General features: G+C 72.7%; 23 protein-coding genes and 1 pseudogene. 14 read left to right on the top strand and 10 right to left on the bottom strand.

What is annotated here, in order from left to right; genetic code table 11:
• Window positions 1-53 precede the first annotated feature (53 nt).
• The 3 genes from ACGFIM_RS05580 to ACGFIM_RS05570 all read left to right on the top strand — a co-directional run bounded on the left by ACGFIM_RS05580 (window position 54) and on the right by ACGFIM_RS05570 (window position 2805).
• Entirely contained in the window at window positions 54-815 is a 762-nt protein-coding gene (locus ACGFIM_RS05580; protein ID WP_393195100.1) for an ABC transporter ATP-binding protein, read from the top strand.
• A complete protein-coding gene (locus ACGFIM_RS05575; RefSeq protein ID WP_393195097.1) occupies window positions 775-1626 on the top strand; it encodes an ABC transporter permease in 852 nt (283 codons plus the stop codon). The genes ACGFIM_RS05580 and ACGFIM_RS05575 overlap by 41 nt, the downstream gene beginning before the upstream one ends.
• Window positions 1627-1695: 69 nt before the next feature.
• Window positions 1696-2805, top strand: coding sequence for a glycosyltransferase (locus ACGFIM_RS05570; protein ID WP_393195094.1), 1110 nt, complete (start codon window positions 1696-1698; stop codon window positions 2803-2805).
• Here the strand turns inward: ACGFIM_RS05570 and ACGFIM_RS05565 are convergent.
• Window positions 2769-2861 (bottom strand): annotated as a pseudogene (locus ACGFIM_RS05565) (hypothetical protein); the annotation flags it as partial. The gene ACGFIM_RS05570 and the pseudogene ACGFIM_RS05565 overlap by 37 nt on opposite strands.
• Window positions 2862-3032: 171 nt before the next feature.
• Between ACGFIM_RS05565 and ACGFIM_RS05560 the strand changes: the two are divergent.
• Window positions 3033-3770 carry a class I SAM-dependent methyltransferase gene (locus tag ACGFIM_RS05560; protein ID WP_393195091.1) on the top strand — a complete coding sequence of 246 codons (738 nt, stop codon included), beginning with the start codon at window positions 3033-3035 and terminating at the stop codon, window positions 3768-3770.
• Window positions 3771-3773: 3 nt separating this feature from the next.
• Here the strand turns inward: ACGFIM_RS05560 and ACGFIM_RS05555 are convergent, their stop codons facing one another.
• Window positions 3774-4820, bottom strand: a complete 1047-nt coding sequence (locus ACGFIM_RS05555) for an iron-containing redox enzyme family protein (protein ID WP_393195088.1) — start codon at window positions 4818-4820, stop codon at window positions 3774-3776.
• A 131-nt stretch (window positions 4821-4951) separates the two neighbouring features.
• Between ACGFIM_RS05555 and ACGFIM_RS05550 the strand changes: the two genes are divergently transcribed.
• Window positions 4952-5377, top strand: a complete 426-nt coding sequence (locus ACGFIM_RS05550; RefSeq protein ID WP_393195085.1) for an SPW repeat protein — start codon at window positions 4952-4954, stop codon at window positions 5375-5377.
• A gap of 39 nt (window positions 5378-5416) precedes the next feature.
• Here the strand turns inward: ACGFIM_RS05550 and ACGFIM_RS05545 are convergent, their stop codons facing one another.
• Complete coding sequence (locus ACGFIM_RS05545) at window positions 5417-6580, bottom strand: PucR family transcriptional regulator (protein ID WP_393195082.1); 1164 nt, start codon at window positions 6578-6580, stop codon at window positions 5417-5419.
• A gap of 91 nt (window positions 6581-6671) precedes the next feature.
• On the opposite strand from ACGFIM_RS05545, the gene ureA reads away from it, so the two are divergent.
• The 5 genes from ureA to ACGFIM_RS05520 all read left to right on the top strand — a co-directional run bounded on the left by ureA (window position 6672) and on the right by ACGFIM_RS05520 (window position 13246).
• Window positions 6672-7235, top strand: coding sequence for an urease subunit gamma (gene ureA / locus ACGFIM_RS05540; RefSeq protein WP_393195079.1), 564 nt, complete (start codon window positions 6672-6674; stop codon window positions 7233-7235).
• Window positions 7232-8875 carry an urease subunit alpha gene (locus ACGFIM_RS05535; protein WP_393195076.1) on the top strand — a complete coding sequence of 548 codons (1644 nt, stop codon included), beginning with the start codon at window positions 7232-7234 and terminating at the stop codon, window positions 8873-8875. Before ureA ends, ACGFIM_RS05535 begins: the two co-directional genes overlap by 4 nt.
• Before the next feature lie 12 nt (window positions 8876-8887).
• A complete protein-coding gene (locus tag ACGFIM_RS05530) occupies window positions 8888-10165 on the top strand; it encodes an MFS transporter (protein ID WP_393195073.1) in 1278 nt (425 codons plus the stop codon).
• Window positions 10165-11775 (top strand): amidohydrolase, encoded by a 1611-nt coding sequence (locus ACGFIM_RS05525; protein WP_393195071.1) that lies wholly within the window; start codon window positions 10165-10167, stop codon window positions 11773-11775. The genes ACGFIM_RS05530 and ACGFIM_RS05525 overlap by 1 nt, the downstream gene beginning before the upstream one ends.
• A 106-nt stretch (window positions 11776-11881) precedes the next feature.
• Window positions 11882-13246, top strand: coding sequence for an ATP-binding protein (locus ACGFIM_RS05520; RefSeq protein WP_393195068.1), 1365 nt, complete (start codon window positions 11882-11884; stop codon window positions 13244-13246).
• A gap of 211 nt (window positions 13247-13457) precedes the next feature.
• On the opposite strand, the gene ACGFIM_RS05515 is transcribed toward ACGFIM_RS05520, so the two are convergent.
• Genes ACGFIM_RS05515 through ACGFIM_RS05500 form a run of 4 tightly spaced genes read right to left on the bottom strand, consistent with a single transcriptional unit; the run spans window position 13458 to window position 17434 of the window.
• Window positions 13458-14264 (bottom strand): carbohydrate ABC transporter permease, encoded by an 807-nt coding sequence (locus tag ACGFIM_RS05515; protein ID WP_393195065.1) that lies wholly within the window; start codon window positions 14262-14264, stop codon window positions 13458-13460.
• A complete protein-coding gene (locus ACGFIM_RS05510) occupies window positions 14261-15244 on the bottom strand; it encodes a carbohydrate ABC transporter permease (protein ID WP_393195062.1) in 984 nt (327 codons plus the stop codon). Before ACGFIM_RS05510 ends, ACGFIM_RS05515 begins: the two co-directional genes overlap by 4 nt.
• 4 nt (window positions 15245-15248) lie before the next feature.
• Complete coding sequence (locus ACGFIM_RS05505; RefSeq protein ID WP_393195059.1) at window positions 15249-16472, bottom strand: extracellular solute-binding protein; 1224 nt, start codon at window positions 16470-16472, stop codon at window positions 15249-15251.
• Window positions 16469-17434, bottom strand: a complete 966-nt coding sequence (locus ACGFIM_RS05500; protein ID WP_393195056.1) for a LacI family DNA-binding transcriptional regulator — start codon at window positions 17432-17434, stop codon at window positions 16469-16471. The genes ACGFIM_RS05505 and ACGFIM_RS05500 overlap by 4 nt, the downstream gene beginning before the upstream one ends.
• A gap of 89 nt (window positions 17435-17523) precedes the next feature.
• Here ACGFIM_RS05500 and ACGFIM_RS05495 point away from each other — a divergent pair, with 89 nt between their 5' ends.
• The gene (locus ACGFIM_RS05495) at window positions 17524-19629 is read left to right on the top strand and encodes a glycogen debranching N-terminal domain-containing protein (RefSeq protein ID WP_393195053.1); all 2106 of its coding nucleotides are present in this window, start codon (window positions 17524-17526) and stop codon (window positions 19627-19629) included.
• Between the two features lie 292 nt (window positions 19630-19921).
• Here ACGFIM_RS05495 and ACGFIM_RS05490 read toward each other — a convergent pair whose 3' ends face one another.
• A complete protein-coding gene (locus ACGFIM_RS05490; protein WP_393195050.1) occupies window positions 19922-20509 on the bottom strand; it encodes a TetR/AcrR family transcriptional regulator in 588 nt (195 codons plus the stop codon).
• Window positions 20510-20598: 89 nt separating this feature from the next.
• On the opposite strand from ACGFIM_RS05490, the gene ACGFIM_RS05485 reads away from it, so the two are divergent.
• Window positions 20599-21540 carry an aldo/keto reductase gene (locus tag ACGFIM_RS05485; protein ID WP_393195047.1) on the top strand — a complete coding sequence of 314 codons (942 nt, stop codon included), beginning with the start codon at window positions 20599-20601 and terminating at the stop codon, window positions 21538-21540.
• 138 nt (window positions 21541-21678) lie between these two features.
• Complete coding sequence (locus tag ACGFIM_RS05480) at window positions 21679-22308, top strand: isochorismatase family cysteine hydrolase (protein WP_393195044.1); 630 nt, start codon at window positions 21679-21681, stop codon at window positions 22306-22308.
• A gap of 58 nt (window positions 22309-22366) precedes the next feature.
• On the opposite strand, the gene ACGFIM_RS05475 is transcribed toward ACGFIM_RS05480, so the two are convergent.
• The gene (locus tag ACGFIM_RS05475; RefSeq protein ID WP_393195041.1) at window positions 22367-22843 is read right to left on the bottom strand and encodes a YybH family protein; all 477 of its coding nucleotides are present in this window, start codon (window positions 22841-22843) and stop codon (window positions 22367-22369) included.
• A gap of 88 nt (window positions 22844-22931) precedes the next feature.
• On the opposite strand from ACGFIM_RS05475, the gene ACGFIM_RS05470 reads away from it, so the two are divergent.
• Complete coding sequence (locus tag ACGFIM_RS05470) at window positions 22932-23387, top strand: MarR family winged helix-turn-helix transcriptional regulator (RefSeq protein WP_393195038.1); 456 nt, start codon at window positions 22932-22934, stop codon at window positions 23385-23387.
• A 19-nt stretch (window positions 23388-23406) separates the two neighbouring features.
• Here ACGFIM_RS05470 and ACGFIM_RS05465 read toward each other — a convergent pair whose 3' ends face one another.
• The gene (locus ACGFIM_RS05465) at window positions 23407-23826 is read right to left on the bottom strand and encodes a nuclear transport factor 2 family protein (RefSeq protein ID WP_393195035.1); all 420 of its coding nucleotides are present in this window, start codon (window positions 23824-23826) and stop codon (window positions 23407-23409) included.
• Window positions 23827-23915: the final 89 nt, after the last annotated feature.

The following is a 23915-nucleotide window of genomic DNA, read 5'->3' as shown; positions in this document are numbered from 1 at the left end:
GTGCTGCGGTCTCGTGTACGGGGCTGCGGTACTCCTTCGGCGAGTCCACCGCCGTGGACGGCCTCGACCTGACCGTGCGCTCCGGCGAGGTGTTCGGCCTGCTCGGCCCCAACGGCGCGGGCAAGACCACCGCCATCAGGTGCATCACGACGCTGCTCCCCGTGCCGAAGGGCATGGCGAGGGTGTTCGGCCTCGACGTGGCCGCCGACAGGATGCGGGTGCGCCGCCTGCTCGGCTACGTCCCCCAGCAGCTCTCGGCCGACTCGGGGCTGACCGGCAGGGAGAACGTCTCGCTCTTCGCCCGCGTCTTCGACGTGCCGAGGCGCGAGCGGCGCGCCCGCGTGGAGCAGGCGCTGGAGGCGGTCGGGCTCACCGACGCCGCCGACCGGCTGGCGAAGACGTACTCGGGCGGCATGATACGCCGCCTGGAGCTGGCCCAGGCCCTGGTCAGCGCGCCGCGCCTGCTCATACTCGACGAGCCCACGATCGGGCTCGACCCCATCGCGCGCACGGTGGTGTGGGAGCACATCATGGCCGTGCGCGCCGCGACCGGGATGACGGTCCTGGTCACCACCCACTACATGGACGAGGCCGACCAGTACTGCGACCGGGTGGCGCTCATGCACAAGGGCCGGGTGCGCGCGTCCGGCACGCCGCGCGAGCTGACCGACGACCTGCGCGCCCGGCGCGGCGCCGGCCCGGAGCCGACCCTGGAGGACGTCTTCCGCGACGTCGCAGGCAGCGGCCTCAACGAGGAGGGAGGGGAGTTCCGCGATGTCCGCCGTACCCGTGCCACGGCCTCCCGCGTCGGCTGACGGCTCGCTCGCCGCGCCGCTGCCCGCCCCGCCGCAGGACCGGCCCGCCTGGCGGGTGATCCCGGCCAGGCTGGTCGCGATGTGCATGGTGGAGCTGCAGAAGCTGCGCCACGACCGTACGGAGCTCTACACCCGCGCCGTCCAGCCCGCGCTGTGGCTGCTGGTCTTCGGCGAGACGTTCACCCGCATCAACGTGATCCCGACGGGCGGCATCCCCTACCGCGACTATCTCGCGCCGGGCATCATCGCGCAGTCCACGATGTTCATCGCCATCTTCTACGGCATCCACATCATCTGGGAGCGCGATTCGGGCGTGCTGACCAAGCTGCTGGTCACGCCGACGCCGCGGGCGGCGCTGGTGGCGGGCAAGGCGTTCGCGGCCGGGGTGAAGGCCATCGTGCAGGCGGCCGTGGTGGTGGTCATCGCCGCGCTCCTGGGCGTGCATCTGAGCTGGCATCCGCTGCGCCTGCTCGGGGTGGTGGTGACGGTGCTGCTCGGGTCGGCGTTCTTCGCCTGCTTGTCGGTGACGATCGCCGGGATCGTCCGCACCCGGGACCGGTTGATGGGGTTCGGGCAGGCCATCACGATGCCGCTGTTCTTCGCCTCCAACGCCCTCTACCCGACGACCACGATGCCGGACTGGCTGCAGGTCGTCAGTGCGGTCAACCCGCTCAGCTACGAGGTGGACGCGCTGCGGGGGCTGCTGCTCGGCGTGCCTGCGCACCTGCCGCTGGACTTCGCGGTGCTCGCGGTGGCCGCCGCCGCGGGGATCACCGCCGCGGCCGCGCTGCTCGGCCGCCTGGCCCGTTAGCGCAGGCCGGAGCACGTCGGAGCAGGTCGGGGTCCGTTTAACCCGATCTTCCTCGGGCAGCCGCCGCCCATGATGGACTACGTGCTCCCGCTGCGCTGGGAGGACGACCGGGGCCTTGGCGAGCTCACCGCCTACCTGCGCGGGCTGGCCCGCCACGTACGGGAGATCATCGTCGTGGACGGCTCGCCGCCTCCGCTGTTCGCGCGGCACGCCGCCGCCTGGCGCGGGCTGGTCGCGCACGTCCGCCCTGACCCCGGCCTGCGCTGCGCCAACGGCAAGGTGGCCGGCGTGCTCACCGGCATGCGGCTGGCCCGTGCCCGGCACGTGGTCATCGCCGACGACGACGTCCGCCACGACGGTGACACGCTCGCCAGGATCGACGCGCTGCTGGAGAGCGCCGACCTGGTGCGTCCCCAGAACCACTTCACCGAGCTGCCCTGGCACGCCCGCTGGGACACCGCCCGCACCCTGCTGAACCGCAGCGCCGGCGCCGACTACCCGGGCACGTTCGGCGTGCGCCGCGCCTTCTTCGAGCGCATGGGCGGCTACGACGGCGACGTGCTGTTCGAGAACCTGGAGCTCATCCGCACGGTCCGCGCGCACGGCGGCAGGGAGGTGCGCCCGCTCGACCTGTACGTGCCGCGCCTGCCGCCCGACACGGCCCGCTTCTGGGACCAGCGGGTCCGCCAGGCCTATGACGATCTGGCGCAGCCTGCCCGGCTCGCGCTGTTCCTGCCGCTGCTGCCCGCGCTCGTCTGGTGCCTGTGGCGGCGCCGGTACGCTCCGCCGCTGGCCGGTGCCGCGCTGGCGGTCGCGCTGGCCGAGCTGGGCAGGCGGCGGGTGGGCGGCAGGCGCGTCTTTCCCGCCTCTTCGGCGCTGTTCGCGCCCGTGTGGGTGCTGGAGCGGGCCATCTGCTGCTGGCTCGCCGCCGGGGCCGCGCTGCGGGGCGGCGTCCCGTACGCGGGGCGCAGGCTGCGCCGGGCCGCGCACTCCCCGCGGTGGCTGCGCCGGGCGGCACGCTCGCAGCCGCGGCCGGGTCAGTCCTGCGGGTCGGGTTCGCTCGGCGCGCGAAAGCCGATGACCTTGTGCGAGCCGTCGCAGAACGGCTTGACCGCCGAGCGCCCGCACCGGCACAGCGCCACCGTCGAGCGTCCCGCGGGGATCGGCACGCCGTCCTGAGTGACCAGCCGGAACGGTCCCCTGAGGAGCAGCGGCCCGTCCTCGCACGGCGTCACGGTCACCACATCGTCCGTGTGCTCCACGTCGTCCACGTCTTCCCGGTGTTGCGACACCTCTGTCCCGTGCCCGGGAGGCGGGGCGATATGCCGGAATGATCCCTGACCTGCGGGGTAGCACGGGCGCGTGAGCACACGGACGCAGCGCGTGACCAGAGCGGGGGAGCGGCGATGACGACCGGTTTCGACCCGGCCGCCTACGGGCGCGGCATCGCCGACATCTACGACCTCACGGTGGCGAACCTGCCCACCGAGGCCACCGTCGAGCAGCTGTGCCTGCTCGCCGAGGGCGGCCCGATCCTGGAGTTCGGCATCGGGACGGGCCGGCTGGCCGTGCCGATCGCCGCTCGCGGGCATGAGGTGGCCGGCATCGACGGCTCGCCCGAGATGGTGGAGATCCTGCGCGCCAAGCCGGGCGGCGAGCGCATCCCGGTCACCGTGGGCGACTTCTCCACGACCCGGGTCGAGGGCACCTTCTCGCTGGTGGCGCTGACCACCAACACCATTTACGCGCTGCCCTCGCAGGAGGCGCAGGTCGCCTGCTTCCGCAACGCCGCCGCGCACCTGCGGCCCGGCGGCAGGTTCGTGGTGGAGGCGTGGGTGCCCGACCCCGCGGCGTTCAGGAACGGCAGCGCGCTGCGGCTGCTCGCGCTGAGCGAGGACGTCGTGCTCGCCGAGGCGGCCCGCATCTCGCCGGCCGAGCAGCTCATGGCCACCACCAAGGTACGGCTGACCGACGGCGGCGTGCGCCTGCTGCCCGCCAACCACCGCTACGCCTGGCCCTGCGAGCTCGACCTGATGGCCCGGCTGGCCGGCATGGAACGCGAGCACCGCTGGGCCGACTGGCACCGGACGCCGTTCACCGACGCCAGCGCCGAGCACGTGTCGGTCTACCGCCTGCCCGGATGACGCTCAGGGCCGGGACAGCGACGAGTCGCCGCGCTCCCACCGCGCCATCACGTACGCCGCCCACGACCGCTCGAGCTCCAGCGCGCACGCCGCGCCGAACACGATGTCGCCCGCCAGGTGCGGCTCGTCGGCGGCCAGCGCCGCGCACAGATCATGGGCCGCGACCTGCTCGTGCACGGCGTCGGCCTGCACGTGCTCATCGTAGAAGCGCGCGGCGGCGGCGTCGCCGCCGAGCCGGCGCAGCCCCTGCGCGTAGCGGCGGTTGGGCAGCGACGAGGTCATCTCCAAGGCGGCCAGGTGCCCGGCGAGGGCGCCGCGCAGCCGCCGGTGCAGGCCGAACAGCGACATGGCGTTGGAGATGGCCAGCGTGATGCCGGGGACGCGGTCGAGGTAGGCGCCGTAGGAGTCGTCGAGGCCGAGGCCGCGCATGGTGGCGCGGAACAGCTCGGAGTGCATCCGCTCGGCGCGGCCGCCGCCGTACTCGTCGGCCTGGATCTCCACCAGCGCCGCCTTCGGCCCGCCGGCCAGGCGGGGGATCGCCCACGTATGCGGGTCGGCCTCCTTGAGGTGGTAGATCGACCGGTGGACGACGAACTCGCGGAACTGCTCGCGATCGGCCCGCCGCGCCAGGAAGCGCGACACCGACGGCCCGCTGTCGTCGGCCGTGAGCGCGACCAGCGCCCGCCGCACGTCGTGCGGCCCGGCCACGCGCGGCCGGGGCACGGCGCGCGCGAGCAGCTTCTCGAAGTGCCGCTCCAGCACCGCCCGCGCGGCCAGCAGCGACGGCTCCCACTCCCAGCGCTCGTCCACGCCCGCGAAGCCCCGGTAGTGCAGCTCGTAGCAGGCGAACAGGGCGAGCTGGAAGTCGCCGTCGCCCAGGTCGGCGCCGGTGACGTCGAGGTGCAGCGCCCGCCCGTCAGGGGGTGTGGACAGGCGGCGGAACAGCAGCGCGGTGACGGGCCCGCGCGGCTTGGGCAGCCCCGGTGCGAGCCCGCTCGTCCTGTGCTGGACGGTCCTGCCGTGTCCTCCGATGGCGTCGACCGCTGTCACGAAGTACCCCCTCTGGACGGCTCCCATTCGTTTCCCCCGCGCTGACCGGGCAAACCGCCGGTATGACTCACCCTTGACGGGGTAGTGGGGGCACGGCGGGAAAGGCTCTCGCCGGTCGCAACGAGGAGGTGATGTCCCTGATGACCCGCGAAATGGAGCGGCATCCCGACATCATCAGCATGCGCGAGCAGTACGACGTGGCCGCGGCCAAACCGGTCGTTCAGGTGGCCGACGGACTGACCCTGCTGGCCGGGCTGTTCCTGGCCCTGTCTCCGTGGATCGTCGGCTTCTCCGGCATCACGTCGCTGACCGTCAACAACCTCGTGACGGGGCTCGCCGTGGCGCTGCTGGCGGCGGGGTTCAGCTCCGCGTACGGGCGCACGCACGGCCTCGCGTGGATCACGCCCGTCATCGGTCTGTGGACCATCCTCGCGCCGTGGCTGATCAGGGGAGAGGCCGACACGGCGGCGACGATCACCACCAACGTGATCGTCGGCGCGATCATCCTCGTCCTCGGCCTGGTGGCGCTCGGCATGAGCATGACGAGGAGGCGATGAGACCAGGGCCGGCCCTCGAGACCGGCCCTTCTCACGCGCTCAGCCGCCCTCATCGGCGGGCCGGACGCGCAGCGCCAGCGCCACCACGGCGGCGTCGCCCGGCACCCGCACGTCGCGGCCCGTCAGCTCCCTGAACCTGGCGAAGCGGTGCTGCACGGTGTTGCGATGGCAGTAGAGCGCCGCCGCCGTCTCGGCGATCGCGCCGTCGCCCGCCAGATGCACGCGTACGGTCTCCAGCAGCCGCTCCCGCTCCGCCGCGCCGATCGACCCCAGCGGCCCCAGCACCCGCTCGGCCAGCTCGGCCGCCAGCTCGGGGCTGTGCGCGACGAACACCTCGAGCCACCGGTCCTCCAGCCGCATCGGCCCCGCGGGCGCGGCGCCGCCGGCCCGGATCGTGGCCGCGGCCAGCCGCACCGCGTGCGGCACCCTGGCCAGGCCGTTCACCCGCGGGGACACCCCGCACGCCACGCGCGCCAGCGCGTCCAGCACCAGCCGTTCGGGATCGGGCGCCCGATGGGGCAGCTGCACCACGAGCATGTCGCCCGACGGCGACTCGTGGCGGTGCGTGCGCAGCCCGAGCCCGCTCATCCCGCCCGCCGCCACCCGCAGCGCCGCACCCGCCGCCGGGGACGCCACCACCGCCACGAACGCGGCCGCCACGTCGAAGCCGAGCACCCGCCCGGCGTCGCGCACCACGTCGGGGTTGCGGCCGTCGTTGTCCAGCAGCCGGGCGAACCACGTGCGCCGCTCGTCCTCGCGCTGCCTGCCCATCTCCAGCACGGCCCGCTGGTAGCCGGTCATCAGGCCGGTGTTGTGCTGCTCGACCGCCTCCCACACGAGGATGGCCCCTTCGAGCAGCGGCGGCAGGTCCTCAGGTGCGGCCAGCCGCACCAGGCCCTGCCAGAGCGCGCGGGCGTCGAGCCGGGCCGCGGCGAGCAGCGACTCCAGCGGCACGCCCTGCCCGGCCCGCCGCTCGCCCAGCCGCTCGGAGTGCGGGCGCAGCTCGGGCGGCACCCGGCCCTCGGCGAGGTGACGCAGGATCAGCTCGAACCCGACCCGCGCGCCCTCCAGCACCTCCGCGCGGCTGACCAGGCCCTGCGCGTACGGCTCCATCGCCATCACCTGCTCGGCCCAGCCGTCGATGAGGTCTTCGTAACTCTCCAGACATCGCCGGGCGAGACGGACCAGTACCTCGTTGGTCATGTGCACAATCTAGCCGCGCATTTACGCACCGTCTCACCGTTGGTCGGGCCCCTGACCTCGCCATACCGTGGGCGAAACGGGAGGTTCGACGTTGCATCTGACACCTCGCGAGCAGGAGCGGCTCACCATCTTCACGCTCGCCGAGCTCGCCCGCCGCCGCCGCGCCAGAGGGCGCAGGCTGAACGCCCCGGAGGCGATCGCCCTGATCTGCGACGAGATCCTCGAACTGGCCTGGGACGGCGCCACGCTGCCCGAGGTCATCGAGGGCGCCAAGGCCGTGCTCGGCCCCGGCGACGTCATGGACGGCGTCTGCGCGCTCGTGCCCCACGTCCAGGTGGAGGCGCTGTTCCCCAGCGGCACCGCGCTCGTCGCCGTGGACGCCCCCATCGGACCGCCCGAGCCCGGCGGCCCCGGCGCGGTCCGGCCGCTGCCGCGCGACGTCGAGCTGAACCCCGGCCGCGAGCGCACCACCCTGCGCGTCACCAACCGGGGCGAGCGCACCGTCTACGTCTCCTCGCACTTCCCGCTGGGCGAGGTCAACGCGGCGCTGGCGTTCGACAGGCCGCCGGAGGGGTTCAGGCTCGCCATCCCCGCCGGCACGGCGACCGCATTCCCGCCGGGCGAGACCGTCGAGGTGGAGGTCATCACGTCATGAGGCGCGAGACGTACAACGCGATCTACGGCCCGACCACCGGGGACCTCATCAGGCTCGGCGACACCTGCCTGTGGGCCGAGGTGGAGGCCGACGACGTGCCGCACGGCGACGAGCTGCTCGGCGGCTGCGGCAAGACGCTGCGCGACGGGCTGCTGGCCAGCCCGCGCGGCGACCGGGAGTCCGCGCTCGACCTGGTCGTGGCCGGGGTCGTGCTGATGGACCCGGTGCTCGGCGTGCGCAAGACGCACATCGGCGTCAAGGACGGCCGCATCGTGCCGTTCGAGGGCGCGATCATCGACTCGCACACGGCGATCGTCCCCGGCGAGGGGCTGATCGCCACGCCCGGCGTCGTGGACTCGCACGTGCACCTGTCGTCGCCGGAGATCGCGCCCGCCGCGCTGGCCTCCGGCGTGACGACCGTGGTCGGCATGGGCCTCGGCGGCGTGTGGGACGTCGGCGTCAACCCGGCGCACAACCTGCACACGCTCATGGCCGCCTGGCGCGGCACCCCGCTGAACGTCGCGTTCCTGGCCCGCGGGTCCTCCAGCTCGCGGCGGCTGCTGGAGGAGGCGGTGCTCGCGGGCGCGGGCGGCTTCAAGATCCATGAGGACTTCGGCGCGACGCCGCGCGTCATCGACACCTGCCTCGGCGTCGCCGAGCAGGCCGACCTGCCGGTGGCGCTGCACTCCGACTCCATGAACGAGTCCGGCTACCTGGCCGACACGATCGCCGCGACGCGCGGGCGCACCGTGCACGCCTACCACGTCGAGGGCGGCGGCGGGCACCCCGACCTGCTGGAGATCCTGTCCGAGCCGCACGTGCTGCCCTCCTCCACCACCCCCACGCTGCCCTACACCACGAACACCGCCGGCGAGCTGTTCCCGATGACGATGACCGTGCACCGGCAGAACCACCACATCGACAGCGACGTGGCGGTGACCCGCAGCCGGGTCAGGGAGCACGGCATCGCGGCCGAGAACGTCCTGCACGATCTGGGCGCGATCAGCATCGTCAACTCCGACTCGATGGGCATGGGCCGGGTGGCCGAGACCGTGCGGCGCACCTGGCAGGTGGCGCACCTCAACGCCCTGGCGGCGGGCGCCGGCGAACCGGCCGCGGACAACCCGCGGATCCTGCGCTACCTGGCCAAGCTCACCGTCAACCCGGCCGTCGCGCACGGCCTGGCCCACGAGGTCGGCACACTCCAGCCCGGCCGGCTCGCCGACATCGTGCTCTGGCAGCCGGCCTGGTTCGGCACCAAGCCCGAGCTGGTGATCAAGGCAGGGTTCGTCGCGCACGGCGTCTCCGGCAGCGGCTCCGGCTCCACCCGGCTCACCCAGCCGCGCGTCTACCGGCCGTACTTCGGCGGGCTCGGCGACGCGCCCGCCCGGCTGTCGCGGATCTTCGTCGCGCGCGACGCGCTCGACTCCGCCGACAGCAGGGACGCCCTGCCGCGCGGCCTGCGGTATGCGGCGATCCGGCACTCCCGCGGCCTCACCCGATCCGACATGCACCGCAACACGGCGACCCCTCGCGTCGAGGTGCCGCGCGAACCCGGACCCGTCCTCGTGGACGGCGCCGAGGCGAGCATGGCCCCCGCCACCGAGGTGCCGCTGGCCCGACTCCACCACTTCGCCTAGGAATCCCCCCGTATGAGCTCCACCACCGCCCGCGGCGCGGGCATCGCGTCCTTCGTCGGCACCTCCATCGAGTGGTACGACTTCTACATCTACGGCACCGCGTCCGCCCTCGTCTTCGGCAAGCTCTTCTTCCCCGACGTCAGCGACGCCGCCGGGGTGATGGCCTCCTTCGCCACGTTCTGGGTCGGGTTCCTGGCCAGGCCGCTCGGCGGTGTCGTCTTCGGCCACCTCGGCGACCGCATCGGCCGCAAGCGCACGCTCGTCGTCACCCTGCTGCTCATGGGCGGGGCCACCACGCTGGTCGGCGTGCTGCCCACCTTCGCGCAGATCGGGGTGCTCGCGCCGATGCTGCTCGCCGCGCTGCGGCTCATTCAGGGCATCGCCGTGGGCGGCGAGTGGGGCGGCGCCGTGCTGATCGCCGCCGAGCACGCGGGGCCCAAGCGCATCTTCTACGCCGCCTTCGCCCAGCAGGGCTCGCCCGCCGGGTCGATCCTCGCCACCGCCGCGTTCGCGCTGGTCAGCACGTTGCCCGAGGACGACTTCCTGTCCTACGGCTGGCGCATCCCGTTCCTGTGCTCGGCCGTGCTGCTCGTGGTCGGCCTGATCATCCGGATGCGGGTGGAGGAGTCGCCGGAGTTCACCCGCATGCAGCAGCGGCGCGAGGTGGCCAAGCTGCCCGTCGCCGAGGTCTTCCGCACCTCCTGGCCGCTGGTGCTGCTCGGCATCGGCGCGAGCGGCGTCGGCATCGCCTCGGCGTACTTCACCAACACCTTCATCCTGTCGTGGGCCACCACCGACCTCGGCATCAGCCGCAGCACGATGCTCGACGTGCTGCTCATCGTGGCGATCACCCAGTTCGTCACCCAGCCGGCCGGCGCGGTGCTCGGCCAGCGCTACGGCGCCGCCCGCTTCATGCTCATCGCGTTCACCGCGCTCATCGTCTGCACGCCGATCACCTTCGCCATGGTCGGCACCGGCTCGCCCGTGCTCGCCACGCTGGGGCTCGCGATCAGCATCGTCTTCGGCGGCATGTCGTACGCGGCCCTCGCCGGCTTCCTCGCCGAGGCGTTCCCCGCCCGCGTCCGCTACACCGGCATCTCGCTGTCGTACCAGCTGTGCGGCGCCCTCATCGGCGGCACCGCCCCCATGATCGCCCAGGCGCTGCTCACCTCGACCGGCACCATCTGGGCGGTCGTCGGCCAGTACCTGGTCATCATCCTGCTCACCATGGCCTGCGTGGCCGCCCTGCGGCGCAGGAGCGTGGCGGCGCGGGAACCGCTGGAGGTCTGATGCGTCTCGACACGCTGTTCGTCAACGGCCGCTTCACCACCCTCGACCGCGACCGGCCGCAGGCCACCCGCCTGGGCGTGCTGCACGGCCGGATCGCCGGGCTCGACGAGAAGCTCGACGGGGTGAGCGCGGAAACGGTCGTGGATCTCGGCGGCGCGCCCGTCGTGCCCGGCTTCAACGACGCGCACCACCACCTCAGCATGCGCGGACAGCGGCTGCGCGAGCTGGACGTCCGCGTGAGCAGCCTCGACGAGCTGTACGCGCGGGTCGCCGAGCGCGCCGCGACCCTGCCGGAGGGCGCCTGGATCCGCGGCGGCGGCTACGACCAGAACAAGCTGGGCGGCGCACACCCCACCCGCGAGGCCCTCGACCGGGCCTCAGGCGGCCGCCCCGTCTGGCTCCAGCACACCTCCGGTCACATGGGCGTGGCCAGCACCGCGGCGTTCGCGCTCATGGGCTTTCCGTCCCTTGAGGACGTGCCCGACGTGCCGGGCGGCTCCGTCGGCCGCGACGAGCGCGGGCTGCCCGACGGCCTGCTCGCCGAGCAGGCCCAGGACCTCGCGCTGCGGGTGCTGCGGCCGCTCGCGCACGAGGAGTTCATCGAGGGCATCGCGCTGGCCGGGCGGGCCGCCGCCGCCGAGGGGCTGACCAGCTTCACCGAGCCCGGCGTCGGCGCCGGCCTGGCCGGTAACGGCCCCTGGGACGTGGCCGCCTTCCAGGACGCGATCAGGCGCGGCCTGCTGCCGCAGCGGGCCACGCTCATGCCGGGCTCGCCCAATCTGCACGACGTGGACGCCGAGTTCGGGCTGGATCTCGGCGTACGCTCCGGGCTCGGCGACGAGTGGCTGCGGATCGGGCCGGTCAAGCTGTTCTCCGACGGCTCGCTCATCGGCCGCACCGCCGCCATGTGCTGCGACTACGCGGGCGAACCCGGCAACCGGGGCTTTCTGCAGGAGGAGGCCGAGGCGCTGCGGAGCTTCATCCTGCGCGCCCACGACTCCGGCTGGCAGATCGCCACCCACGCCATCGGCGACGCCGCCGTGGACGTCGTGCTCGACGCCTACGCCGAGGCGCAGGCCCGCACTCCGCGCCCCGACGCCCGCCACCGCATCGAGCACTGCGCGGTCACCAGCGACGCCCAGGTCGCCAGGGTCGCCGAGCTGGGCGTCATCCCCGTGCCGCAGGGCCGGTTCATCTCCGAGATCGGCGACGGCATGCTGGAGGCGCTCGGGCCCGAGCGGGCGCGCGGTTGCTACCGGCAGCGCTCGTTCCTGGAGGCGGGCATCGTGCTGCCGGGCAGCTCCGACTGCCCCGTGGTGGCCGGCGCGCCGCTGCTCGGCATCCACGACCTGGTCAACCAGCGCACGGCGAGCGGGCGGCCGTTCAACCCTGAGGAGGCGCTCACCGTCGAGCAGGCGCTGCGCGCCTACACCGAGGGCTCGGCGTACGCGGTGCACGAGGAGCACCTCAAGGGCACGCTGAGCCGGGGCAAGCTGGCCGACTTCGCGGTGCTCTCCGACGACCTGTTCGCCGTCGATCCCGCCGCGATCAAGGACATCACCGTGATCGCCACCGCGGTGGGCGGCCGATGGGTCCATGACCTGCGTTGACCCGGTTTCGCCACCTATGACCCGCACGTTGCGGCGGCATTGGCTTCCCGTGAACCGGCAGTTGGAAGCATGGCTCTGAGGAGCGAGGCGAGCGGGGAGGTTGTCGATGCCCCTGCGTCCCGGCCGCCTCTCCGTGCAGGCCCGCCTCATCGTGATGACCGCGCTGCTGTCGCTGGCGAGCCTCACCGGGATCGCGGTCGCCGCGGACCTGATCGTGCGCCAAAAGGTGGCGGGCGAGGTCTACCAGAGCACCCAGCGCGCGGCCTCGGACTGGATCGCGGCCATGGGCACCTCGACCCCGCAGCCCGTGACCACGGCGGAGGTCAACCTGCTCCAGCTCGTGGACGCCACCGGCCGCGTCGTCAAGGCCAGCCGCGACGCGGCCGGACGCCCGCCGATCGCCACGGTGTGGCCGGGCTCCGACGACCGCATCAGGCACGGCAAGGAGTGCGCGGACGGCGAATGCGTGATGTTCACCGCCTTCCGGCCGTCCCCGCAAGAGGAGGAGCAGCTGTGGGGCGGCGCCTCCCACGTCGTGTACGCCGGCCGGGCCGAGCCCTCCATCCTGGCCGCCTGGCACCTCGAACTCGCCCTGGCCGGCGCCGTCCTGCTCGCCAGCGCGCTGGTGACCGGCCTGGCGGCGCTGCTCATCCGCCGTACCCTGCGCCCGGTCGAGGTGATGCGGGACCTGATCGCCGAGATCACCGTCACCGACCTCGGCCTGCGGGTGCCCGTGCCACGCGGCCGTGACGCGATCGCCACGCTCGCCCGTACCGTGAACCGGACCCTGGCCAGGCTCGAGGAGGCCGTACGGCAGCAGGGCTACTACTCCTCGATGGTCTCCCACGAGCTGCGCACGCCGCTGACCGGCCTGCGTACCCGGCTGGAGGAGGCGCTGATCTACCCGGGCGTGGACCGGGACCGGACGATCAGGGACGCGCTCGACAGCGTGGACCGCCTCCAGGTGATCATCGACGAGATGCTGCTGCTCACCCGGGTGCGCACGTCGTCGCCGCAGCAGGCGGAGCGGATCGACCTGGGCGCCCTCGTACGCGACGAGGTCGACCGCCTGTCGCCCGCCTACCCGCCGCGCGTGTCCGTCGACGACACCGCCCGCGTGTGGGGCAACCGCGTCCAGCTCGGCGAGGTGCTGACGAACCTGCTGGTCAACGCCGAGCGGCACGCCCGCAGTGCGATCGAGGTGAGCGTCGGGCGCGCCGACGGCGAGGCCGTGCTGACCGTCTGGGACGACGGCGACGGCATCGCGCCCGACCAGCGCGAGCAGGTCTTCCAGCCCTTCATCCGGCTGGCCGAGGGGCGCGAACGCGACCCCGGGGGCAGCGGGCTCGGCCTGGCCATCTCCCGCGCGATCGCCCAGGCGCACCAGGGCAACCTGACCATCGAGGAGACCCCGCGCGGCCCCTGCTTCGTGCTGCGGCTGCCGCTGGCGGGCGAGCACGAGCCCGGCTGAGCGAGGCCAAGGGTCCTCGCGATCAAGGGACTTTCGGCCCTAGGGAGCGGCGGCCGGAACCGGGAGCATGGGTGGCGCACCCGCTGAGGTGCGGAAGAGAGGCACTCATCCCAACAGGACGGCTCCGTCCGGCCGCGGGCTCCGGTGAAGACCGGCGGTCATCACCGGACCCGCGACCGCGACGGAGCCGTTCGAATACGCGGACGCGGGGTCAGCCTTTCTCGGCGCCCTCGTTGGCGTCACGGATGAAGTAGCGCTGGAAGATGACGAAGATCACCGCGACCGGGATGGTGGCCAGCAGCGCCGCGCCCAGCTTGAGCGGGAACTGGGTGCCGCCCCCGAGCGAGCCGCTGACCAGGTCGGCGAGGCCGCGCGGCAGTGTGAACAGCGCCGGGTCCTGCACCGCCACCAGCGTGTGCGGGAACTCGTTCCACGAGCCCTGGAACGACAGGATCGTCAAGGTGATCAGCGCCGGGCGGGACATCGGCAGCACCACCGACCAGAAGACCCGGAACGTGCCCGCTCCGTCGATCCTGGCCGCCTCCTCGACGCTGCGCGGCACCGACTCGAAGAACTGCTTCATGATGAAGACGCCGGTCGCGTCGGCGACGAGGGGCAGGATCAGCGCGAGGTACGAGTCGTACATGCCGAGCTGGTTCAGCACCAGGAACTTCGGGATGAACAGCACCACGCCCGGCACCGCCATCACCGCGATCACCGCCGCGAACAGCCCCGACCGGCCGCGGAAGCGCAGCCGGGCCAGCGCGTAGCCCGCCATCGAGTCCAGCAGCACCCGCCCCAGCGTGACCACGACGGTCACCAGCAGCGAGTTGCCCAGCCAGATCGGCATGTCGGTGCCGCCGAACACCCGCTCGAAGGCCGCCAGCGTGGCCGGGTGAGGGATCGGCGACAGCGGGTTGGCGGCGGCGTCGGGGTCGGTCTTGAACGAGTTCGCGATCTGGATGACGAACGGGTAGATGAAGACGACCGAGAAGACGATCAGGATGAGGCGCCTCATGCCTTGCGCTCCCTCATGACCCACCGCTGGAACAGCGTCAGCAGCACGATGATCGAGAAGAGCACGAACGAGATCGCCGTGCCCACGCCGTAGTCGAAGTCGCGGAAGGCCGTCCGGTACGACAGGAACGCCGGCGTCAGCGTGGTCTTGGCGGGATCGCCCTGGCTCATCACGTAGATCTGGTCGAACACCTGCCACGTGCCGATCAGCCCCAGCGTGAGCACCAGGAACATGGTCGGCTTGAGCATCGGCAGCGTCACCCGCCAGAACCGCTGCCACCGGGTGGCGCCGTCGATCATGGCCGCCTCATCGAGCGTCTTCGGGATGTTCTGCAGCGCCGCGAGGAACATCAGCATGAACGTCCCCGACGTCGTCCACACCACCAGCGCGATGATCGCGCACATCGCCACGCTCGGCCCCGACAGCCAGTCCCACCAGGTCAGGCCGAACATGCCGTGCTCGGTGAGCACCGCGGGCGGATCGCCGATCAGGAGCTGGATCACCCCGCGCGGGTCGGAGAACCACTGCGGCCCCTGCACGCCGAGGAAGCCGAGGATCTGGTTGACCGCTCCCGAGTTGCTGAAGATGAACAGGAACACCACGCTGATCGCGACGGAGCTGGTCACCGACGGGAAGTAGAAGGCGGTGCGGAAGAACCCCTTGCGCTTGTTCACCACGAGCGCGAGGAAGAGCGCGAGCGCCGTCTGCAGCGGCACGACCGCGGCGACGTAGTAGATGTTGTTGCGGATGCTGATCATGAAGTCTTCGCGGGCCAGCCCGTCCTCGGTGAACAGCCGGGCGTAGTTGTCGATGCCGACGAACGGCACCTCGGCCCGGAACGGGCTGCCCTGCCCGTTCCATCCCGTGAGGCTCACCCAGAGCGCCATCAGGATGGGCAGGAGCAGGAACAGCCCGAGGATCACCACGACCGGCGCGACGAAGAGCCACCCCGCGAGGTTCTCCCTGGTACGGCTGCGCATCACGTCAGCCCAGCGCGCTCTCGGCGTTCTTCTGCAGCCTGGCCAGGATCTCCTTCGGGTCCTTGGAGGCCAGCTGCTGCAGCCCGGCGTCGAAGTCGGACAGGACGCTGTCCATCTTCGGGGCGTTCACCGGGCCCTGCGCGTAGTCGGCGCCGTCGACGAAGGCGGCGTCGCCGGGGAACTCCTTGAGGTAGTCCTCCTTGGCCGAGGCCCTCGACGGCATCACGCCGAACGCCCTGGCGAAGGTGAGCTGCTGCTCCTTCTTCGTCATCGCCTCGACGAAGCTGATGGCCGCGGCCTTGTTCTTGGACTTGGCGGCGATGCCCCAGCAGTTGCTGAACGACAGCGTGCCCTTGCCCTTCGGCCCGGCCGGCAGCTCGTGCACCGAGAACTTGACGTCCGGGTAGTCGGCCTTCATCGCGCCCTTGATCCAGTTGCCCTCGATCGTCATCGCGGCCTTGCCCTTGCCGAACGCCTCGCCGCCCCACTCGGCGTCGAGCGCCTTGGCGTACTGGGCCTGCTTGCCGGTGAGCAGATCCTTGACGTACTGCAGCGCCTGCAGGTTCTCGGGGCTGTCGCCCGTCGCCTGCTTGCCGTCGGCGCTGGTGATCCAGCCGCCCGCCTGCACCATGAACGCGCCGACCCGGTCACGCGTGTCGCTGAACGTCAGCGGCGTCACGCCCTTGATCTTCTTGGTGACGGCGGTCAGCTCCTCCCACGTGGTGGGGATGTCGTCCTCGGTGAGGCCGTTCTTCTTCCACAGGTCGTCGTTGACGATCAGGGCGAGCGTGGAGAAGTCCTTCGGCACGCAGTAGAAGCGGCCGTCGTAGGTGTAGGTCTCGCGCAGCTTCGGATAGAAGTCCTGGACGTCGGAGATCTTGTCGGCGTACGGCTCCAGCGCGCCGACGCTCGCGTAGTCGGCGAAGCGTGAGGCGTCCACGTAGAACACGTCGGGCGGGTTGCTGCCGGCCAGCGCCTGGCCGAGCTGCTGGTGGATGTCCTGGGCCGGGGTGACCACGGCCTTGTTGCCGGTGGCCTTGGCCCACGCGTCGGCCGCCTCCTTGACCGCGTTCGTCTCGGCGTCGCCGGACGAGGCCATCAGGACCTGCAGCTCCGCCGGGCCGCTGGTCTGCTGCTGCGGCTCGGCCTGCCGGTCGTCGAAGCCGCTGCCGCAGGCGGTGGCGGTCAGGAGCACGGCGGCCGCGGCGGGGATCGCGAATCTCTTCATGATCGGGGGTCCTTCCGGATGACCAAGGTGGGACTGAGCAGCGCGTGGGACTCGGTCGGCCGGCCCGACAGGCGGCCGGTCAGCATCTCCACGCAGCGGGCGGCGGCCTCGGCGAGCGGCTGGCCGACGCTGGTGAGCCCGATGGCGGCGGCCACCGGCGTGTCGTCGAACCCGACGGCCGCCCGCGTGACCTGGACGGCGCCGAGGGCCACGGCGTCGCTGACGCAGACCAGGGCGGTGGCGCCGCGCTCCACGAGCGCGAGCGCGGCGGCCCTGCCCTCGGCAGGCGAGCCGTCCGTCTCCAGGGCCAGATCGGCGTCGAGCCCTTCGGCGGACAGCGTCCTCGACCAGCCGGCCCTACGGTCGTCGCCCACGCCGGAGCCCTGCTCCCAGCCGATGAAGCCGATCCGGCGGTGGCCGGCGTCGAGCAGGTGGCGGGTGGCGGCCTCGGTGCCGGCCGCGCCGTCCACGTCCACCCAGGGGTATCCGGCCTCCAGCGCGCCCCACGGGCGGCCGAAGCTGACGAACGGCAGGTCCCGCTCGGCCAGCCAGGCGGCGCGCGGGTCGCCGTGGTGGGTGCTGGTCAGCACGAAACCGTCGGGCTCGAACTCGCCGAGCAGCTGGTCGATGGTGTCGATCTCGTTCTCGTCATCGGTGGCGGTGTAGAGCAGCACCCGGTAGCCGGCGTTCGCCGCCGACTCGGTGAGGCCGTGCAGGAAGCGGTCGAAGACGTTCATGCCGTCCTGGATCGTCTCGATCCGTACGGCAAGCAGCCGTGACCGGCCGGTCCGCATCTGCCTGGCGGCGGCGCTCACCCGGTAGCCGAGGGCCTCGACGGCGGCGAGCACCCGCCGGCGGGTCTCCTCCTTGACGACCTCCGGGGAGTTGAGGACGTTCGACACCGTCTGGCGGGACACGCCGGCGTGGCGCGCCACATCGGCGATCGTGACCTTCGCCGCCATATATCGCCTTTCCGTGAGTTTGAACGATCAAAATGATGTATGACAGGATTAGATCGTTCAAGTTAACTGAGTGTCAAGGGGGCCTCACAGTGACCCATCACCGGCTGCAGCCGCTGTTGCACGATCTCGTCAGCACCGTCATGGCGCCGACGACCGCGCTCAGCGGTGCGGACGGCCAGATCAGGCCCGCAGGGGTGCAGGGGCTCTTCCACGCCGACGCGCGGGTGCTCTCCCAGGCGAGGCTGCTGATCGACGGCCGCGAGCCGGAGTCCGTCGCGCACGCCGTTCCCGGGCCGGGGCTCTCGCGCTTCGTCGCGCTCGCCCGCTGGCTCGGAGACCCTGCCCCCGACCCGACCGTCAGGATCGACCGGCTGCGCCGGGTCACGCCCGGCGGCATGGACGAGGAGATCACCCTCGCCTCCACCGCCTCGGCCCCCGTCACCTGCACGATCACCGTGGAGCTCGGCTGCGACCTCGCGCCCATCGAGGTGGTCAAGTCCGGCGGCGACACCACGCCGCTCGACCCCGCGCCCGGTGCCGGCGGCCTGGTCTGGGAGTCCGGCGAGGTGCGGGTCGCCGTGCGGGCCGACGCCGAGGTCAGCGGGCAGGCGCTGCGATGGGACGTCACCGTCGCGCCGGGGGAGCGGGTCACCGTGCGGTGGGGCGTGACCGTGCAGGACCCCGGGGCGGTCGTCGCCGCGCCGGCCAGGGCCCGCGAATGGAGCAGGCCGCAGGTGGAGGCCGGCGACGCCCGCCTGGTACACCTGGCCCGCCAGTCGCTCGACGACCTCGAGTCGCTGCGGCTCACCGAGGCCGGCGCGCCCGATGACACGTTCCTGGGCGCCGGCGTGCCGTGGTTCCTGACCCTCTTCGGCCGCGACAGCATCTGGGCCGCCCGCATGCTGCTCCCGCTCGGCACCGAGCTGGCCGCCGGCACCCTGCGCGTCCTGGCCCGCCGCCAGGGCACGAAGATCGACCCCGCCTCCGGCGAGGCGCCCGGCAAGATCATGCACGAGCTGCGCCGCCACGAGTTCAGCCTCGAAGCCGAACGGCTCCGCCTGCCCGCCGCCTACTACGGCACCATCGACGCCACCCCGCTGTGGATCACGCTGCTGCACGACGCCTGGCGCTGGGGCATGCCGGAATCCCAGGTCGCCGCGCTGCTGCCCGCCATGGAAGCGGCGCTCGGCTGGCTCGCCGACCACGGCGACGCCGACGGCGACGGCTTCCTCGAATACATCGACACCAGCGGGCGCGGCCTGGCCAACCAGGGCTGGAAGGACTCCGGCGACGCCGTCCGCTTCCACGACGGCTCGCGCGCCGAGCCGCCCATCGCGCTCGTCGAGGTCCAGGGGTACGCGTACGAGGCGGCCACCGCCGGTGCGGCGCTGCTGGAGGCCTTCGGCCGGCCCGGCGCCGAGCGCTGGCGCGACTACGCGGGCCGGCTGGCCGAGCGGTTCCGCGCGGCGTTCTGGACGGACCGCGGGCACCCCGCGCTCGCCCTCGACCGCGACAAGCGCCCCGTGGACGCGCTCACCAGCAACATCGGGCACCTCCTCGGCACCGGCATCCTGACGCCCGACGAGGAGCTGCGCATCGCCGGCCTGCTGAGCGACCCCGCCATGTCGGGCGGCTTCGGGCTGCGCACCATGTCCAGCGGTGATGCGGGGTTCAGCCCGCTGTCGTACCACTGCGGCTCCGTCTGGACCCACGACACGGCCATCGTCATCACCGGCCTCGCCCGCACCGCCCTGTCCAGGGCCACTGCGTCCACCTCTCCGTCCGCCGCTGCGTCGACCGCCGCGCCGTCCGGCGAGGCCGGGCCGGCCGGCCTGGCCGCCGGCCTGGCGAAGGGGCTGCTCGCCGCCGCCGAGGCGTTCGACTACCGCCTGCCCGAGCTGCACGCGGGCGACTCCCGGGAACTGCTGGGCCGGCCGGTGCCGTACCCGGCGGCCTGCCGCCCGCAGGCGTGGTCGGCCGCGGCCGCCGTCGCGATCCTGCACGCCGCCACCGGCCTGCACCCCGACGTTCCGGAGGGCAAGGCCGTGCTCCGGCCCCTGCCCTCGGCCCCGCTCGGCCCCCTGTCGGTCCGCGGCCTGCGGGTGGCGGGCGCCCCGGTGGACGTCACGGTGGACGCGTCCGGCGCCGCCCACGTCACCGGCCTGCCCCAGGGCATCACCCTCGTCACGGAGTGACCCGCTCCGTTCGCACCGCGGCGGCGGGCCCGTCTCGGGCCCGCCGCCGCTTCGCGACGTCGAGCGGTATCCGAACCCGCGGCCTTCCCGGCTCCGCACGCGATCGGGCCGGTCGTCAGCGGAGTGCGGGAGTCCGCTCGACCAGGCCCCGGCTCCGCGCGCGTTCGGGCCGGTCCGCTGTCCGCACGCGGCCGCACGCGCGAGCCGCGTGCCCGTCTGGGCGGCCGTGCGTGAGCGGCACGCGGCATCAGGTGGCGCGTGTGGATCGCGTCACCGGCCTGCGCCCTTCCGGTTAGGGACGCAGGGCGTCCACGAGGAGGTCGAAGAGGCGGTCCATGCGGTCCCAGGCGTCGCTCGCCGCCGTGGACAGGAACACGCCCAGGATCATCGCGGTGACGTCGTCGGGGTCGACGTCGCCGCGCAGGGTGCCCGCGCGGGCGCCGCTCTCCAGGATCGTGCCGATGGCGGCCGTGATGCGCTCCCTGGTCGTGGGCGTGGCGAGCCGTCCCGATGACCAGCCGGCGCGGAGCGTGTCGAGCATGGCGCGCTTGGTCGAGACGAACGCCCCGTAACGCTTCATCCACTCCCGCAGCGCGGCCTCCGGCGGGTGTGCGGCCAGCAGGTCGGGTACGCAGCCGGTCACCTCGTCGAGCTCGGCGGCGTACACGGCCTCGACGAGCGCCTCCCGGGTGGGGAAGTGGCGGTAAAGCGTGCCGATGCCGACGCCGGCCTGCTTGGCGATGCCTTCGAGCGAGACGGGCCCGTCGGCGGCGGCGAAGGCCGCGCGGGCGACGGCGAGCAGGTTCTCACGGTTGCGCCGGGCGTGCGCGCGGACGGGCCGCCCGGCGGCAGGGGATTCGGAAGATTCCGGGGCAACCAAAGCGGAGGCACCTCCGATAGTGCTAGGGTCGGTCTTGGCGGAGGGTCCTCCGCTTTCTCTCGTCATTGTCTCGAGGACGGTGTTTCCTGATGTCCAGCGGTACCTCTTCCTCCGGCGTCACGGCCACCGGAGCGCCGCGTCCCGGCGGCTCCGGCCTGCTCGGCGACCTTACCGTCTCCCGCGTCGGCTACGGCGCCATGCAGCTCGAACGCCTGCACGACGACCGCGCCGCCGCCGTACGGCTGCTGCGCCGCGCCGTCGAGCTGGGCGTCGATCACGTCGACACGGCCGACTTCTACGGCGACGGCTTCGTCAACGACGTGATCCGCGAGGCGCTGCGCCCCGAGGACGGCGTGGTCGTCGTCAGCAAGGTGGGCGCGGTCGTCGACCCGGACGGCCCGTTCCCGCTGCGTCCCGCCCAGCGTCCCGGGGAACTGCGGGCGAGCGTCGAGGCCAACCTCAAGAGCCTCGGCGTCGAGCGCATCCCCGTCGTGAACCTGCGCAGGCTCGACGTCGGCCCCGGCATCCGCGCCACCGGCGCGCAGGTCGTGGACGTGGACGACCAGCTCGCGGTGATGACGGCGCTGCGTGACGAGGGCAAGATCGGCGGAATCGGGCTGAGCGCCGTCTCGCTCGACGTGCTGCGCCGCGCCCTGCCCGCCGGCATCGTGTGCGTCCAGAACGCCTACAGTCTCGTCGGCCGCGACCACGAGGACATGCTCGCGCTCTGCGCCGCCGAAGGGATCGCCTGGGTGCCGTACTTCCCGCTGGGCGGCGCCTTCCCCGGCATGCCCAAGGTGGTGGAGCAGCCGGCGGTGACCGAGGCCGCCGCCCGGCTCGGCCGCACGCCGTCCCAGATCGGCCTGGCCTGGCTGCTGCGGCACGCGCCCAACGTGCTGCTCATCCCCGGCACCGCGTCGGCCGCCCACCTGGAGGAGAACGTCGCCGCGGGCGAGATCGCGCTCGACGACGAGACGCTCGCCGCGCTGGACGCCGTGCCGTCGCAGTCCACGAACATCCTGCTCGGCTGATCGCGCCCGCTTCCGGTCAAGGGGGTTTGGCACGGCGCTGACCCGCGCGGGACGCGGACGTGCCGGCCTGCGGGTAGGCGTCACGGGAGACGCGGAACGGGCGCCGCCCCCTTGCCCGCGGAAGGCGGACGAACAGTCATGAGCCGGCTCTACGATCCCCGCCGCACGGCGGTCCTGCTGATCGACCCGTACAACGACTTCATCTCCGAGGGCGGCAAGCTCTGGCCGCGGCTCGCGCCCGTCGCCACCGAGGTCGGGCTGGTGGACAACCTGCGTACGGTGACCGCCGTCGCACGCGGGGCCGGCGCCCGGCTGCTGATCGTGCCGCACCGCCGCTGGGAGCCGGGCGACTACGAAAGCTGGCACCACCCGAACCCCACCCAGCGCGGCATCATGGAGCGGCACTCGTTCGCGCGCGGGACGTGGGGCGGCGAATTCCACCCCGACCTCGCGCCGGAGCCCGGCGACATCGTCGTCCACGAGCACTGGGCGCAGAGCGGCTTCGCCAACACCGACCTGGACTTCCAGCTCAAGCAGCACGGCATCACCCACGTGGTGCTGATCGGCGTGCTCGCCAACACCTGCCTGGAGGCGACCGGCAGGTTCGCGATGGAGCTGGGCTACCACGTCACGCTGGTGCGCGACGCCACGGCGGCGTTCAGCCCGGAGATGATGTACGCCGCCCACGAGCTGAACGGCCCCACGTTCGCCCACGCCATCCGCACCACGGAGGAGCTGGTGGACGCCTTCGGCCTGACGGCGGCCTGACCGGAAGCGGGAGGACCTGACCTCCCTGCACGGCCACCTGTGCGACGCCGGGCGAGCCTCACCGCGCCGGGGCGGCGGGCCGGGTGGCCGGCTGGAACGTGAACGACACGGCCTCCATGAGCGGCTTGTGCTTGGTCTTCTGCACGGAGGCGATGCGCCAGAGCCCGGCGGCGTCGCGGACCAGCGTGTACGTCGCCAGTTTGCCCAGCCTGCCCTGCTTGCCCTTGACGACGTCGCCCCTGGTGAGCACGACCGCGGTGTCGGAGCCGTAACGGCGCAGGTCGATGACCTCCATGACGAGCCGCGAACCCTTCAGGAAGCCGTCGAACAGCGCCTGGTGGGCGCGGCCGATCTCGGCGCCGCCCCGGTAGACCGTGCCCGCGAACGTGACGTCGGTGGCGTCGTCGGTGAAGCAGGCCCCGTAGGCCGCGCCGTCGCCGCGGTCCCAGGCGTCCTGGCTCGCCCGCAGGAGGGCGAGGATGGCGCCCTCATCGGCGCCGGTGGTGCGGGCGGTGGTCACGCGTGCGGTGGTCATCGGCTCTCCTCATGGTAACTTCTTTGAAGAAGTTTCTTCTCTAAAGATTTCTCTTCTCTGAGGAAGAGATTAGGGAATGGGAGAGTTCATGTCAATCGCGCGCGAACGCCCCGACGCCGCCGCCGTCTACCGCCGCTACCTCAGCGCCGTCCTGCTGCACGGACACGCGAGCGCGCGGGCGTGCGGGCTCGGCGCGACGGACCTGTACGCGCTCAACATCCTGGAGCTGGCCGGCCCCATGACGCCGGGGGAGCTGGGCGCCCGCGCCGGGCTGACCACCGGCCCGACCACCCGCCTCATCGACCGGCTGGAGCAGGCCGGATACGTCCGCCGTAGCCCTGCGCCCGACGACCGGCGCAAGGTCATCGTCGAGCCCGTCGGCAAGCCCGCACAGCTCGACGAGGTCATGGCGCCGGTCAGACGCGAGGTGGGCGAGATCCTCGCCGGCTACTCCGACGAGCAGCTGGACGCGCTCTACGACTACTTCCGCAGGGCCGCGCGCGCCTACGAGGAGGCGGCCGAGCGGCTGCGCGCCGGCTCATGACCGCTCATGGCCGGAGCGCTCAGGAGGCGGTGAGCGCCCGGGTGACGGTCAGGCTGTCCTCGTAGATGTGGTAGCGGGTGATCAGGCCGTCCTCGACCGTCAGGTGCAGCGCGAACGGCGACGTGTACGCAGGTCCGCCGCCCCGCACGGTCTGCTTGATCACCCCGAGCACCACGGCGTGCGGCCCGTCTGCCAGGACGTGCTCGACCGAGGTGCCGTTCAGCTCGGGCACGTGGTGCCCCGCCAGCGACCGGAAGTGGTCGGCCACGTCCGCCCGGCTCGACCGTGGGCGGATCCACGGCACGGCGGGATGCCCCTCGGAGGGCCATGAGAGCCGCCAGTCCACCGGTTCGGCGAAAAGCTCGGCGATACGGTCGGGGTCGCCCTCGGCGATCCTGGTCAGCAGCTCGGTCACGACATCACGGGTGCGCTCACTCATGCCCCGCATCCTGCCGGGCCGCGCCACAGACCGTCGATTACCTGCGCGGTCATGCGGGGCGGTACCTGCGCGGTCATGCGAGGCGGTAC

Origin of the sequence: Nonomuraea sp. NPDC049309 (assembly GCF_043196965.1) — a bacterium.
Classification (GTDB): Bacteria; Actinomycetota; Actinomycetes; order Streptosporangiales; family Streptosporangiaceae; genus Nonomuraea; species Nonomuraea fastidiosa.
This window is presented reverse-complemented; position numbering and strand designations above follow the sequence as displayed.

Excerpts from the sequence above, each read along its gene's own strand:
- ACGFIM_RS05575 (WP_393195097.1), top strand. The coding sequence starts at position 775 with ATGTCCGCCGTACCCGTGCCACGGCCTCCCGCGTCGGCTGACGGCTCG.
- ACGFIM_RS05570 (WP_393195094.1), top strand. The coding sequence starts at position 1,696 with ATGATGGACTACGTGCTCCCGCTGCGCTGGGAGGACGACCGGGGCCTT.
- ACGFIM_RS05560 (WP_393195091.1), top strand. The coding sequence starts at position 3,033 with ATGACGACCGGTTTCGACCCGGCCGCCTACGGGCGCGGCATCGCCGAC.
- ACGFIM_RS05550 (WP_393195085.1), top strand. The coding sequence starts at position 4,952 with ATGTCCCTGATGACCCGCGAAATGGAGCGGCATCCCGACATCATCAGC.
- ACGFIM_RS05545 (WP_393195082.1), bottom strand. The coding sequence starts at position 6,580 with ATGACCAACGAGGTACTGGTCCGTCTCGCCCGGCGATGTCTGGAGAGT.
- ACGFIM_RS05535 (WP_393195076.1), top strand. The coding sequence starts at position 7,232 with ATGAGGCGCGAGACGTACAACGCGATCTACGGCCCGACCACCGGGGAC.
- ACGFIM_RS05530 (WP_393195073.1), top strand. The coding sequence starts at position 8,888 with ATGAGCTCCACCACCGCCCGCGGCGCGGGCATCGCGTCCTTCGTCGGC.
- ACGFIM_RS05525 (WP_393195071.1), top strand. The coding sequence starts at position 10,165 with ATGCGTCTCGACACGCTGTTCGTCAACGGCCGCTTCACCACCCTCGAC.
- ACGFIM_RS05520 (WP_393195068.1), top strand. The coding sequence starts at position 11,882 with ATGCCCCTGCGTCCCGGCCGCCTCTCCGTGCAGGCCCGCCTCATCGTG.
- ACGFIM_RS05515 (WP_393195065.1), bottom strand. The coding sequence starts at position 14,264 with ATGAGGCGCCTCATCCTGATCGTCTTCTCGGTCGTCTTCATCTACCCG.
- ACGFIM_RS05510 (WP_393195062.1), bottom strand. The coding sequence starts at position 15,244 with ATGCGCAGCCGTACCAGGGAGAACCTCGCGGGGTGGCTCTTCGTCGCG.
- ACGFIM_RS05505 (WP_393195059.1), bottom strand. The coding sequence starts at position 16,472 with ATGAAGAGATTCGCGATCCCCGCCGCGGCCGCCGTGCTCCTGACCGCC.
- ACGFIM_RS05500 (WP_393195056.1), bottom strand. The coding sequence starts at position 17,434 with ATGGCGGCGAAGGTCACGATCGCCGATGTGGCGCGCCACGCCGGCGTG.
- ACGFIM_RS05485 (WP_393195047.1), top strand. The coding sequence starts at position 20,599 with ATGTCCAGCGGTACCTCTTCCTCCGGCGTCACGGCCACCGGAGCGCCG.
- ACGFIM_RS05480 (WP_393195044.1), top strand. The coding sequence starts at position 21,679 with ATGAGCCGGCTCTACGATCCCCGCCGCACGGCGGTCCTGCTGATCGAC.
- ACGFIM_RS05475 (WP_393195041.1), bottom strand. The coding sequence starts at position 22,843 with ATGACCACCGCACGCGTGACCACCGCCCGCACCACCGGCGCCGATGAG.
- ACGFIM_RS05470 (WP_393195038.1), top strand. The coding sequence starts at position 22,932 with ATGTCAATCGCGCGCGAACGCCCCGACGCCGCCGCCGTCTACCGCCGC.
- ACGFIM_RS05465 (WP_393195035.1), bottom strand. The coding sequence starts at position 23,826 with ATGAGTGAGCGCACCCGTGATGTCGTGACCGAGCTGCTGACCAGGATC.